The following is a 12,929-nucleotide window of genomic DNA, read 5'->3' as shown; positions in this document are numbered from 1 at the left end:
CTGCTGGGGACCGGCGTCTACGACACGATCGCCATCTCGCGGGCGGTGTCGTTGAGCCGCCGCCCGCCGGTCTCCGTGACGGTCACGATGTCCTCGATGCGCACGCCGAAGCGGCCCGGCAGGTAGATGCCGGGTTCTACGGAGAAGCACATGCCGGGCACCAGCGGCTGCTCCTCGCCCTCGATCATGTACGGCGGCTCGTGGGTGGTGGTGCCGATGCCGTGCCCGGTGCGGTGGATGAAGTACTCGCCGTAGCCGGCGTCGTCGATGACCCGGCGCGCCGCCCGGTCGACGTCCTGGCAGGCGGCGCCGGGACGGACGGCCCGGAAACCGGCCTCCTGCGCCGCGCGGACGACGTCGTGGATCTCCCGCTCCTCTGCGGTGGGTTCGCCGACGTGCACGGTGCGGGTGGTGTCGGAGCCGTAGCCGTGGACGAGGCCGCCGAAGTCGAGGACGACCATGTCGCCGTCGCGGATGACCCGTTCGCCGGCCTCGTGGTGCGGGTCGGCGCCGTTGGGGCCCGATCCGACGACGGTGAAGTCGACCTGGGAGTGGCCGAACCGGCGCAGCAGCGCGGCCAGTTCCACGGCGACGTCGGACTCCTTGCGGCCGGCGAAGCGCGCCTTCCTGATCTCCTCGTACGCGGCGTCCGCGGCGGCGCCGGCCGCGGCCAGCCGCGCCAGCTCGGCGTCGTCCTTGACGGCGCGCAGCATCGGCAGCCCGTCGGAGACGGCGACGTAGGCGGAGTCGGGCAGTTCGCGCTGGAGCCCGAGCAGGTGCAGGGCCCAGGCGTCGTCGCTGACGGCGTACCGGCCGCGGGGGTCGAGCAGCGGCGCGGTCACGGCGTACGGGCTGGTGCCGTCGGTCCAGTCGCACAGGGCGAACGCCGGTCCGCCGGCCGCCTTGGCGGCGTCGCCGGCCTCCAGCTTCGGCACCACCAGCACCGGATCCGCCCCGGGCGCCAGCACGAGCAGGGTGAGCCGCTCGGTGGCGGCGGGCGGCGCGTAGCCGGTGAGCCAGAGGAGGTCGGGGCCGGGGGCGACGAGCAGCCCGGCGAGCCCGGCGCCGGCGGCGGCGCGGGCGGCGTGCCGCATGCGGGCGCGGTAGTCGTCGGCGGTGAACGGGGCGAAGTCGCCGGTCATACGGGCTCCTCGGGGCTCTTCTGGGCTCTTCTGGGCTCTTCAGGGCTGGTCGGCGGGGTGGGCCGGCTGCCATGAACGTACTCCCCGCACCACCGTGATGCACGTAACGCAAGTCAACTTGCATTAGGGACCGCCCGGGTCGTACCTTAAAGCAAGACCTACTGCGTTAACTGGCTGGAGGCACCCCGATGGTTCTCACCCCTGACTTCTGGACGCTGTTCACCGTGTTCGCCGCCGGCGGCATGGCGCTCACCGCCGCGACCGCGGCGCTCGTCGCCGCCCTCCCCCGCCACCGCGCCGACCGGCCGGCGCCGCACTGACCTGCGCTACGTTGGCGGGATGCCGGAAAGCAGCCGCCAGCCCGCCACCGCCGCCCGCAGAACGGGCGGCCGCAGCGCCCGCGTCCGCGCCGCCGTGCTGCAGGCGACGGTCGACGTCGTCCTGGAGCGCGGCGCCGACGCGCTGTCGATCGCCGAGGTCGCCCAGCGCGCCGGCGTCCACGAGACGTCGATCTACCGCCGCTGGGGCACCAAGTCCGCCCTCGCCCTCGACGCGGTCCTCGACCGCACCCGCACCGACCTCCCCACCCCCGACACCGGCGCCCTCCGCACCGACCTCCTCGCCCTCCTCCACGACACCGCCGCCTTCGTCCGCACCCCGCTGGGCGGCCTGCTGCTGCGCATGGCGGTGCAGGAGGACCTCGCGGAGTACGAGGCGGCCCGCGACCAGTTCTGGACCACGCGGTTCGCGGTCGGCGCGACGGTCCTCGACCGCGCCGAGGCCCGCGGCGAACTCCGCCCGGGCGTCGACCGCCGCCTGGCCTTCGAGGCCCTGACGGGCCCGCTCCACACCCGCCTGCTGCTGACCCGCGAACCACTGGACGAGACCTTCCTGGAGGGCACGGTGGACCTGCTGCTGTCGGGCATCGCCACCTGAACACCCACCCGGCACCGACCGCTTCCGCGCCGCAGGCGCCCGGCACGGCGGGGCGGGCGTGCGGGGGCCTGCGGCAATCCTGCGCTCGCCTGCGGGATGTCCTTTGCGCGCCCGGCGCACGCATCCGTGCGCCCCGTCCCGCTCCCCTGGTGTATCCGTACCGGCGTGGCGATGGTGTGGTGTCCCCGGCGTGCGGGCGGGGCGCCGCCGCCACGGAGGGGATCCGACCGCGGGGCGAAGGCCCCGCGGGTCGATGGTGGAGCGACGGGTGGAACTACGGGCTCTGGGACCGCTGGAACTCTGGCAGGGCGAGCAGCGCCGCGACCTCGGTTCGGTCAAGGAACGCTGTGTCCTGGCCGTACTGGTGCACGCGCGCGGGCGGTCGGTCACCGCAGAGGCACTGACGGAGCGCGTCTGGGACGGCTCTCCGCCGCCGAGCGCGCAGGGCACCCTGCACAGCCTGCTCTCGCGGCTGCGCAGCAGGCTGAAGCCGTACCGGGACGCGATCGAACTGGAGCGGCCCTCGCCCGGCGTCTACCGGCTGCGGGTCCGGCCGGGGAGCGTCGACCTGCTGCGGTTCGAGGAGTTACGGACCCAGACCGCGACGGCCGTCGCGCAGGGCGAGCGGCGGCGGGCGGTCGGGCTGCTGCGCACGGCGGAGTCGCTCTGGCGGGGCGAGCCGCTGGCCGAGTTCCCGGGGACGTGGGCGACCGCCACCCGCGCCCGGTTGCTGGAGGACCTGCGCCGGGTGCGGGAGCAGCGGATCCGGCTGGAGCTGGAGGCGGGCCGGCACTCGGATCTGATCGGGGAGTTACGGGAACTGGTGGCGGAGAACCCGCTCGCCCAGCGGCTCGTCGCCTCCCTGATGCTGGCGCTGTACCGGTGCGGCCGGCACGCCGAGGCCCTCGACCTCTACCGCACCACGCACCGCAGGCTCGACGAGGAGCAGGGCATGGCGCCTGCGGCGGAACTGCGCGAGCTGCACCGGCGCATCCTGGAGCAGGACCGCGAGCTGCTCGCCGCGCCCACGCCCGCCGCCGGCACCCCGGTCGACGCGGCGGTGACGCCCGCGCCCCGTACCAACCTGCCGCGCGACACCCACGACTTCACCGGCCGGACGAGCGAGTTGAGCCTGCTCCTCACCGACGCGCGCACGGGCAGCGGAGCGAGGGCCGCGGACGGCGGGAGGGAGAAACGGGCGTTACCGCTCACCGTGATCGAGGGGATGCCCGGCGTCGGCAAGACCAGTCTGGCCGTCCACGTCGCGTACGGGCTCGGCCACGCGTACCCCGACGGGCAGCTCTTCCTCGACCTGCGCGGGTTCAGCGGGCAGCAGCCCTACGGTCCGGCCGAGGCGCTCGCCGTGCTGCTGCAGACGTGCGGGGCGCCGAAGCTGCCGGACACGCTGGACGAGCGCGCGAGCGCGTGGCGGGAGTGGACGGCGCGCCGGCGGCTGCTCCTGGTCCTCGACAACGCCCGCGACGCCGCGCAGGTCGAGCCGCTGCTGCCCGCCTCGCCCGCCTGCCGGGCGATCGTCACCAGCCGCAACCGGCTGCGGCTGGACGGCGCCGAGGAACTGCACCTGGAGGTGCCGTCGGCGGCGGAGGCGGCGGAGTTGTTCACGCGGGTCGTCGGCGCGGCCCGGCTACCCGGTGACGGCGCGACGCTGGCCGGGGTCGTGTCCGCCTGCGGCTGCAACCCGCTCGCGCTGCGACTCCTCGCGGGCCGCTTCCGGCACCGCGGCTCCTGGGACCTCCCGCACCTCCTCGACCGGCTCAGCCAGGCCGCCGACCCCCTCGACGAGCTGGACCCCGCGGTGGCCGCCGCGTTCCGGCTGTCGTACGAGGAACTCAACGCCCCGGCCCGGGAGATGCTCTGCGCCCTGGCCCTGGCCCCCGGTCCCGACCTGCCGCCGACCGCGGTGCTGGCGCTCGTGGGCGCCGCGCCGGACGTGCCTCCTGCGGGGCCGCGGCGCAGCATCGACGAACTGCAGGACTGCAACCTGCTGGACGAGCCCGTCCGCGACCGCTACCGCCTCCACGACCTCACCCGCGCCTTCGGCCTCCAGGCCGGCCAGCACGACCTGCAACCGGCCGCGCGGCAGGCGGCGTTCGACCGCCTCGCCGCCCATTACCTGACCGCGGCCCACCGCGCGACCCGCCTCGCCCACCCGCACCACCGCATCCTGCCGCTGCCGCCGGGCCTGGTCTCCCCGTACGCACCGCAGTTCGCGGACGCCGACGTGGCGTCCGTCTGGCTGTCGGTGGAACGGGCCAACCTCCTGGCCACCGCGACCCACGCCGCCACCGCGTCCCCGACGACGGCGGCCCTCTTTCCACACGTACTCGCCCCGTCCCTGGAGCGCTGGGGCGCCCGGGAGCCCGCGGCGGCCCTCTACGACGCGGCCCTCGCCGTCCTGCGCACGCACGGCGACACCGCCGCCCTGGCCCGCACCCTGGTGGACCGGGCGGCGCGGCTGGCCAAAGAGAACCCGGAGGGGGCCCTGCGCAACGCCCGCGAGGCGCTGGCGGAGTTCCGCCGGGGAGGGGACGCACTCGGGTGCGCCGACGCGCTGTTGCAGGTGGCCAGGGCCCATGTCACGGCCGGGGACAGCGAGGCGACCCTGCGCGTGCTGAACGAGGCGCTGAGCCTGTACGCGAAGGACGGCGACCGCCACGGCGAGGCCCAGTGCCTGAACGTCCGGGGACTCGCGCTCCGGTACGCCGGGCGGCACCGCGAGGCGGTGGAGACCGCACACGCGACGCTGGCCCTGCGCCGCGAGATCGGCGATCTCTACGGGGAGGCCATGGCGTTGAACAACATGGGGGAGCTTCGGCGCGGCGAGGGCGACTATGACGCCGCCCGCGCCTGCTACGAGCAGTCGCTGGCCCTGATGCGGCGGTGCGGTGAGCGCGGTGACCTGGCCATCCTCTCCACCAACCTGGGCATCGTGCACCACGCGACCGGCCACACCACGGAAGCGCTGGCCTCCTTCCACCAGGCGCTGCAGAGCCACCGGGCGGCGGGTGACGCCCTGGGCGAGGTCCACGCGCTGACGAGCCTGGGCAACTTGTACGCGGAGTGCGGCCGGCGCAGCGAGGCGGTGCTGCACTTCGGCATGGCCGCGCGGCTGGCCGCGACGATCGGGAACGCGTACGAACGGCAGCGGGCGCTGGTCGGGATGGCCGACGTACACCGGCGGTCCGGCAAGCTCACGGCCGCGCGCGAGACCTACGAACTGGGCCACCGGATCGCCGACGAGGCCGGCATCCCTCTCGGCAGCGCGCACGCGCTGGAGGGGCTGGCAAGGGTGGCGCTGGCGGCGAGTGATGCGGGCGAGATGAGGCGGTGCGCGGAACTGGCGATGGCGCTCTACCGCGCGCGGGAGGCGGACTCGGACGCGGACAGGGTGGCGCGGCTGCTCCGGGAGCATGGAATGACCGGCTCCTGAGTAAGCCAGAGAGCCGGCCTCCGGGGGTGCTGACGCTGCGTCAGACAGTCGCGTGTACGCCGGCGGCGGTGGGCGCCTCGTACATCCACTGGTCGGCACCTGCAATGAATGCGACTGCAAATACGGCGCAGGCGGTCAGCCGGAATATGGGGCTCAAGACGCACTTCTCCTTGAGGGTTCTGGATTGGAAGACTTCATTGCGTGATCCTCCGCGCGAGGGCCCCCATTTTCTACCGCGAACGGGGCGTTCGCTCAAGTTTTCCGGGAAGCCGGGGCCTCGAAGGCCGCCGTCAGGAGGGTCGTCAGGCGTTCCACGTCGTCCTGGCCCCGCGGGTCCGCCGGGGACGGGCCCGGGTGGAAGTCGGTGAGGGTGCCGGACTGGTGGAGGGCCAGGAGGCCGACCATGGCGCGGTAGCGGTATGCGACCTCGGCCGGGGTGAGGTGGGGCAGCGCCGTCGTGAGGGCGTCCAGGTACTCGCCTTCCACCGGGGCGACTTCCGCGCCGAAGAGGCGGCGGATCGCCGGGTCCGGTTCGCAGACGACCCGCCCCAGGAAGCGGCGCAGGTCCGCACCGCCCGCCCCGGGGTCGCCGACGTGCGCACCGGTGGCGACGAAGGCGCGCACCAGGTCCGCCGCGCCCGGAGGGTCGGCGGCGGCGCGGAGTTCGCCGAGGAGGCGGCGGCGTTCGCCGTTCACGGCGGCCATCGCGCGTTCGACGACGGCGCGAAGCAGCCCTTCCTTCGAGCCGAAGTGGTAGTTCACCGCGGCCACGTTCGCCTCCGCGGCGTCGGTCACGGTGCGCAGGGAGGTCGCGGCGAACCCGTGCTCGGCGAAGAGCCGCTCGGCGGCATCGAGGAGGCGGGTGCGGGTGGCGGTGGAGCGTGGCGTGGACATCGACCGGAGTTTAAACGCTCGCTTGAAGACGGCATGGATCCCGTGGTAGAGATTCAAACGCTCGCTTCAATCATTCGTTTGAATCTTCGGAGTGCCCATGCCGCCACCCGCCGTCGGCCCCGGCCGCCGCACCGCCGTGCTCACCGTGATGTGCCTCGCCCTCGCCGTGGTCGTCGGCATGCTCGCCTCGCTGCTCGTGGCCGTGCCCGGTATGGCCCGCGACCTGGAGGCCACGGAAGCGGAACTGCAGTGGGTCATGAACGCGTACGGCGTGACCTTCGCCGGGCTCCTCCTCGCCGGCGGCGCGCTCGGCGACCGCTACGGGCGCAAGGGCGTCCTCCTCACCGGGCTCGCCGTCTTCGGCCTCGCCTCCGGTGCCGTCCTGCTCATCGACGACGTGACCCTCGTCATCGTTCTCCGGGGCGTGGCCGGGGTGGGCGCCGCGCTCGTCATGCCGATGACCCTCTCGATCATCACCGCCGTCCATCCGCCGGAGAGCCGCGGGCGGGCCGTCGGCATCTGGTCCGGCGTCAGCTTCGGCTCCGCGCTGCTGGCCGTGCTGCTCGCCGGCGGGCTGCTGGAGGCGTACTCGTGGCGCTCGGTCTTCGCCGTCAACGCCGGGCTCGCCGCCGTCGCCCTGCTCGCCGCCGCCGTGCTCGCCCCCGCCTCCCGCGCCGCCTCCGCCGCGCCGCTGGACGTCGTGGGCGCCCTGCTCTCGGTGACCGGCATCGGCGCGGTGGTCTTCGGCATCGTGGAGGGGCCGGAACGGGGCTGGGTGCACGGCTCGGTGCTCGGCGGCTTCGCCGTCGGGGCCGCGGCGCTCGGCGCGTTCGTTCGGTGGGAGCTGCGCACCCCGTATCCACTGCTCGATCTGCGGGTTCTCCGGCTGCCGGGGGTCTCGGCCGGGTCGCTGATCATCACGGCCGAGACGCTCGCCATGTTCGGGTTCTTCTTCCTCGGCCTGCAGTACCTCCAGGAGATCCTCGGCTATTCGCCGATACGCGCCGGGCTCGCGCTCGTCGCGATGGCCGCCGGCGCCATGGTCTTCTCCCCCGTCGCACCCGCGCTGGCCAAGCGGTACGGCATGGCCGTCGTCATCGGGCTGGGCATGGCGCTGATCGCCGCCGGGCTGCTGGTGCTGGCGGCCGTCGTCGGCGGCTCCGGCGTCCGGGGCTTCCTCGTCGCCACCGCCGTCCTGGGCGCCGGCGTCGCCTTCGCGGCGACCCCGGCGACGGAGGCGATCGTCGCCGCGCTCCCGGACGGGAAGCAGGGCGTCGCCTCCGCGCTCAACGACCTCACCCGCGAACTGGGCGGCGTCCTCGGCATCGCCGTCCTCGGCAGCGTCTTCAACTCCGCCTACCGGAGCGAGGTCGGCCGGGCCGCCGAGGGGCTGCCCGACGGTGCCTCCGACACCGCCCGCGACTCGCTGGCGGGCGCGCTGCGCGTCGCCGACGGCATCGGCGGCCCGCGGGGCGCGGAGTTTGCGGGGGCGGCGCGGGAGGCGTTCAACTCCGGGATGTCCAGCGCCCTGGTCGGCGGGCTCGCGGTCGTCGTGCTGGGCGGCGGGGTGGCGGTGACACTGCTGCGTCGGGTCCGGTAGCCGGGTCGGGCGGCGGGCGGGGCCGGTACGCGCGGGCGGAGCGCCGGGCCCCCTTCGTACGGGCCGTCAGCGCGTGTCCGGCTCCGGCCGCACCACCGCCACCGGGCTGTGCGCGTGGTGGAGCAGCGCCTGGCTTACCGAGCCCAGCAGCATCCCGGTGAAGCCCCCGCGGCCCCGGGCGCCCACGACCACCAGCGACGCCTCCCGGCTCGCCTCGATCAGCGCCTCCCTGGGACCGCCTCGCAGCACGCGGCGGTCGACGGACACGTCGGGATAGCGCTCCTGACGGCCCGCCAGCGACTCGGCGAGGACGCGCTCCTCGTTCACGGCGAGGTCGCCCGACCCGCTCGCGTACGGCGCCGCCGGGTCCTGCGGCCGCGGGGCCTCGTCCCGCCACGGCGACCAGGCGTGCACCGCGACCAGTCCCGTGCCGCGCATCGACGCCTCGGCGAAGGCGAACCCGACGGCCGCGTCGCCGGACCGCGAGCCGTCCACGCCCGCGACCACCGGGCCCTCGCGCGCCGGACCGCCCTCACCGCGTACGACGAGCACCGGGCAGTGGCCGTGCGCCGCCAGGTGCACGGCCGTCGAGCCCAGCAGCAGGCCGGCGAACGCGCCGAGCCCGCGGCTGCCGACGACGGCCAGCACCGCGCCGCGCGACTCCTCCGCCATCACCGGCAGGGTGTCGCCGGTGACGACGGCGCCCTCCGCCTCGACGTCCGGTTCCGCCTCGCGCGCGTGCCGCACGGCCTCGGCGACCACCTGCTCCGCCTGGTTGCGCAGCCCGCCCTCGGGCGGGCCCATCGACGACGGCTCCAGCGGTACCCGCATCATCGGCCAGAAGAAGGCGTGCACGACACGCAGCGCGGTGCCGCGCAGCCGCGCCTCGCGGGCCGCCACGGCGACGGCCGCCAGGCCCTCAGCGGACCCGTCGACGCCCACCAGCACCGGTGCACTCACCATCGGCCTCCTCCGTCAGCGCGCGCGGCGCGCGGGCGCCGCTGGATCCACGTACGGTCACCAGACTTGCCCAGCGCCGCCGGTACCGCCAGCGGCGGCGGGTGAGCGGGTGAGCGGCGCCGTGCCCGCCTCCCAGGCGTGACGGGCGCGCGGGCCCCCGCGTCAGTGGGCCGTCAGCGCCAGCGCCTCGTGCAGCTCCGCCGGGTCCTTGCGCACCTCGGGACCGGCCAGCCGGGCCGTGACCCGGCCCGACGTCAGCACCGTCACCGTGTCGGCACACTGTGCGGCCGACGCCGGGCTCGGCGAGACCAGCAGCACCGCCAGCCCCTCCCCCGCCAGCGTGCGGACCAGGTCGAGGATCTGCCCCACCAGCACCGGCGCCAGGCCCTCCGTCGGCTCGTCGAGCAGCAGCACGCGCGGTGAGCCCAGCAGCGCGCGGGCCAGCGCGAGCATCTGCTGCTCGCCGCCGGACAGGTCGGTGCCGCGGTGGGTGCTGCGCTCGCCGAGCCGGGGCAGCAGGGCGAGCACCCGCTCCGGCGTCCAGGAGCGGACGGCCCCGCAGTCGCGGGGCGGGCGGTGGGCGAGGCGGATGTGCTCGGCGACGGTGAGCCGGGCGAACACCCGGCGGCCCTGGGGTACGAGGCCGACGCCGGCGCGGGCGATGCGGTGCGCCGGGCGCCCGGTGACGTCGCGCCCCGCGACCTCGACAGTGCCGGTGGCCGGGCGCAGCAGGCCGGCGACGGTGTGCACGAGGGTGGTCTTCCCGGCGCCGTTGTGGCCGACGACGGCGTGCACGCTGCCTTCGGGGACATCCAGGCCGAGGTCGTGGAGGACGGTCCCGCCGTGGTAGCCGGCGGACAGCCCGGAGATGCGGAGCATGGGTCGGGTCACCTCTTGGCGCCGGTGTCGTGGGCGTCGGCGGCATCCGGAGTGCCGGCGGGCGCCGGGGCGTCGGCCGTGGCGGCGGCGTCCAGGTACGCACTGCGCACCTCGGGCAGTTCGAAGACCTCCCGGACCCGGCCGGAGGCCAGCACCCGCCCGGTCACCAGCACCGTGACCGTACGGGCCAGCCGCGCGACCACCTCGGTGTTGTGCTCCACCAGCAGCACGGCGATGTCGTCGTCCAGGGAGCCGAGCACGTCGAGCAGCCGGACCACGTCCCGGTCGGTGAGTCCGGCGGCGGGCTCGTCGAGCAGCAGCACGCGCGGGCGGGCGACGAGCGCGGCGGCGAGGTCGAGCAGCCGGCGCTGGCCGTGCGACAGCGAGCCGGCCGGCCGGTCCGCCACCCCGGCGAGGCCCACGTCGGCGAGCCGCTCCGCCGCCGCGGCGGCCAGCCGCCCCCGGCGCGCGCTCCGCCGCCAGGCGCCGCGGCGCTCGGGGTGGTGGCGCCAGGAAGCGAGCAGCACGTTGTCCAGGACGGTGAGGTCCGCGACGGCGGTGGGCTGCTGGAAGCTGCGGGCCACGCCGAGGCGGCTGCGCCGCGCGGGCGCGGTACGGGTCACGTCGCGGCCGAGGAAGGTGATGGAGCCCTGGTCGGGGCGCTCGGTGCCGGCGATGAGGTTGAGCAGGGTGGTCTTGCCCGCGCCGTTGGGCCCGATGAGGGCGTGCCGGGCGCCGGCGGGCAGGTCGAGGGAGACGTCGTCGACGGCGGTGAGGCTGCCGAAGCGGCGGGTGAGACCGGCGAGTTCGAGGGCGGTGGAGGCTGTGGTGGATGCGGTCACGGGGTGCCCTTCCGTACGCGGGCGGCGGGGCCGGATGCGGTCACACGGCCGCCTTCCGTACGAGGAGCGGGACGGCGGGCGGCGGAGGCCGCCGTCCGGCCCGTACGACGGGCGGGGCGAGCCGCGGCGCGCGCGGTCACGTCGTCCCCTTCCGTCCCCGGGCCGGCGGGCCCGCCTCCGCCGGTTCCGGCGGCTCCTGCGGCTCGGCGTCACCCGGGCTGCGGGGCGCGGGCAGCCGCCCCGCGGCGCCGCCGTCGTCCTCGCCGTCCGCGGCGACCACGCGGGGTGCGCCGGACACGAGCCCGGCGAGCCCGCGCGGCAGCAGGTAGACAGCCGCGACGAACAGCACGCCGAGCAGCAGCGGCCCGTGGCCCGGCCACGAACCGGCCAGCCAGTCGCGGGTGTAGACGATGAGCCCCGCGCCCACCAGCGCGCCGATCACCGAGGTGATGCCGCCGATGACGGCCGCGAGCAGCGCGAGCGCGGCGATCTCGAAGCCGACGTCGGCCGGCGAGACGTAGCTCTGCACGGCGATGAGCAGCGAGCCGCCCGCGCCCGCGAGTGCGCCCGCGCCGACGTACGCCAGCAGCAGGTACCGGGTCACGGGGTGGCCCGAGGCGCGCATCCGCTCCTCCGCCTCCCGCGAGCCGGTGAGCAGCTTGCCGGCCGGCGAGCGCAGCAGCACCAGCGCGACGGCGACGACGCAGACGACGACCACGGCCGCGTACTGGTAGATCGCCAGTTCCTCGAAGAGCGGTTCGCCGCCCCAGAACGCCTGCGTGGAGGGGAAGCCGGCGAGGCCGTCGGTGCCGCCGGTCACGGACTTCCACTGGCCGATGGCGATGGCGGTCAGCTCGCCGACCGCGACGGTGATCATGAGCACGGTGGTGCCGCGGGCGCGGATCACCGCGGGGCCCGTCACGACGCAGAACGCGGCGGCGACGGCGGCGGAGATCACCACCTGCACGGGCCCGACCGTCCAGTCGTTCTCGGCGAGTTTGGCGGTGGTGTACGCGCCGACGGCGAACGGCGCGGTCTGCCCGAGGGTGGGCAGCCCGGCGTAGCCGGTGACCACGGTGACGCTCACCGCGAGCAGGCCGAGGGCCAGGGCGTAGCCGGCGAGGGAGAGCGCGTACGCGTCGAGCATCGTCGGCAGCACGGCCAGCACGACGACCAGCGCGAGCAGCGGGGCGGCGGCGCGGACCGCCGTGGCGGTCCGCGCGGCGCCGGAAACGGCGGCTGCCGCTTGGGCACCGCGCGCCGCCCGCATCCCCCGCCAGGGCCACGGCACTCGGGCCAGCCTGCGGCGCAGCCGCTCCGCCGGGTCGGGCGGCGGGTCGGCGTCGTGCTCCGGGCCGTGCGGCTCGGCGAGCCCGCGTCCCGAGCGCAGGATCAGCACCGCGGCCATGGCGGCGAAGAGGAGGTACGGCGCCCAGTCGGGGGCGACCGACACGCCCAGCGTCTGCACCTCGCCGACGCCGATGGCGGCGACCAGGGTCGCCCACAGCGAGCGGAGCCCGCCGAGGACGACGACCACGAGGGAGAGCATCAGCACGGTGTCCCCGGTGCCGGGACCGGGGCCGATGATCGGCGCGCCGAGTACACCCGCGGCGCCGGCCAGCGCGCCCGCCGCGGCGAGCACGCCGGTGTGCACGACCCGGGGGCTGAGCCCGGTGGTGGCCAGCATCTCGGGGTCGTCGGCGGCGGCCCGTACGGCGGCGCCCGCGCGGGTGCGGGTGAGCACCCAGGTGCCGGCCGCGGCGAGGACGACGGCCATGACGATGAACCCGAGCCGGTAGGCGGGGTAGCGGTGGCCGAGGAGGTCGACGGAGGTGTCCAGCGCGTCCGGGATGCGTACCGGCATCTCGTCCGCGCCGAACCCCTCCACGAGCAGGTTGCCGCCGATCAGCGCGAGGCCGAAGGTGAGCAGCGCCTGGTCCAGATGCCCGCGGCGGGCGAGCGGCGCCGTCGCCGCGGAGAGCAGGGCTCCCGCCGCGCAGGCGGCCGCGGTGCCGGCGACGAGACCGAGGGCGAGGCCGCCCCAGGTCCCGTCGCTCAGCTCGGCGCCGGTGTAGGCGCCGACCGCGTACAGCGTGCCGTGCGCCAGGTTCAGCACCCCGGCGGTGCCGAACGCCAGGCTCAGACCGGCGGCGACGACGAACAGCAGCAGCCCGTAGGCGACGCCGTCGACCGCCGGCACGAGCTGGGCATCGAGCGCCCCCATG

10 protein-coding genes are annotated in these 12,929 nt (G+C 75.7%); 4 read left to right on the top strand and 6 right to left on the bottom strand.

Features of this window, described 5'->3' with window-relative positions; genetic code table 11:
• Positions 1 to 17 precede the first annotated feature (17 nt).
• On the bottom strand, positions 18 to 1,142 hold the full coding sequence (locus FB457_RS18535; protein ID WP_145782450.1) for a M24 family metallopeptidase: 1,125 nt from the start codon (positions 1,140 to 1,142) through the stop codon (positions 18 to 20).
• Positions 1,143 to 1,330: 188 nt separating this feature from the next.
• Between FB457_RS18535 and FB457_RS36250 the strand changes: the two genes are divergently transcribed.
• From FB457_RS36250 to FB457_RS18525, 3 genes are all read left to right on the top strand, one after another.
• Positions 1,331 to 1,462, top strand: coding sequence for a hypothetical protein (locus FB457_RS36250; protein ID WP_276314984.1), 132 nt, complete (start codon positions 1,331 to 1,333; stop codon positions 1,460 to 1,462).
• A gap of 19 nt (positions 1,463 to 1,481) precedes the next feature.
• Positions 1,482 to 2,078: a TetR/AcrR family transcriptional regulator gene (locus FB457_RS18530; RefSeq protein ID WP_047019164.1), complete on the top strand. Its 597-nt coding sequence runs from the start codon at positions 1,482 to 1,484 to the stop codon at positions 2,076 to 2,078.
• A gap of 268 nt (positions 2,079 to 2,346) precedes the next feature.
• Positions 2,347 to 5,529, top strand: coding sequence for an AfsR/SARP family transcriptional regulator (locus FB457_RS18525; protein ID WP_486589065.1), 3,183 nt, complete (start codon positions 2,347 to 2,349; stop codon positions 5,527 to 5,529).
• Positions 5,530 to 5,781: 252 nt separating this feature from the next.
• Here FB457_RS18525 and FB457_RS18520 read toward each other — a convergent pair whose 3' ends face one another.
• Entirely contained in the window at positions 5,782 to 6,423 is a 642-nt protein-coding gene (locus FB457_RS18520; RefSeq protein WP_052770563.1) for a TetR/AcrR family transcriptional regulator, read from the bottom strand.
• A 97-nt stretch (positions 6,424 to 6,520) separates the two neighbouring features.
• Here FB457_RS18520 and FB457_RS18515 point away from each other — a divergent pair, with 97 nt between their 5' ends.
• Positions 6,521 to 8,023 carry an MFS transporter gene (locus tag FB457_RS18515; protein WP_047019162.1) on the top strand — a complete coding sequence of 501 codons (1,503 nt, stop codon included), beginning with the start codon at positions 6,521 to 6,523 and terminating at the stop codon, positions 8,021 to 8,023.
• 66 nt (positions 8,024 to 8,089) lie between these two features.
• Here the strand turns inward: FB457_RS18515 and FB457_RS18510 are convergent, their stop codons facing one another.
• The 4 genes from FB457_RS18510 to FB457_RS18495 form a co-directional block, all read right to left on the bottom strand.
• Entirely contained in the window at positions 8,090 to 8,986 is an 897-nt protein-coding gene (locus FB457_RS18510) for a universal stress protein (RefSeq protein WP_047019161.1), read from the bottom strand.
• Positions 8,987 to 9,145: 159 nt separating this feature from the next.
• A complete protein-coding gene (locus tag FB457_RS18505; RefSeq protein WP_145782448.1) occupies positions 9,146 to 9,862 on the bottom strand; it encodes a branched-chain amino acid ABC transporter ATP-binding protein in 717 nt (238 codons plus the stop codon).
• Positions 9,863 to 9,870: 8 nt separating this feature from the next.
• The gene (locus FB457_RS18500; protein WP_047019159.1) at positions 9,871 to 10,704 is read right to left on the bottom strand and encodes an ABC transporter ATP-binding protein; all 834 of its coding nucleotides are present in this window, start codon (positions 10,702 to 10,704) and stop codon (positions 9,871 to 9,873) included.
• A 136-nt stretch (positions 10,705 to 10,840) separates the two neighbouring features.
• Positions 10,841 to 12,928, bottom strand: a complete 2,088-nt coding sequence (locus tag FB457_RS18495; protein ID WP_145782446.1) for an ABC transporter permease — start codon at positions 12,926 to 12,928, stop codon at positions 10,841 to 10,843.
• Position 12,929 lies beyond the last annotated feature (1 nt).

This window comes from Streptomyces sp. CNZ287, assembly GCF_007827615.1.
Note: the sequence above shows the minus strand (reverse complement) of the source record. Positions and strands in the feature narration are given on the sequence as shown.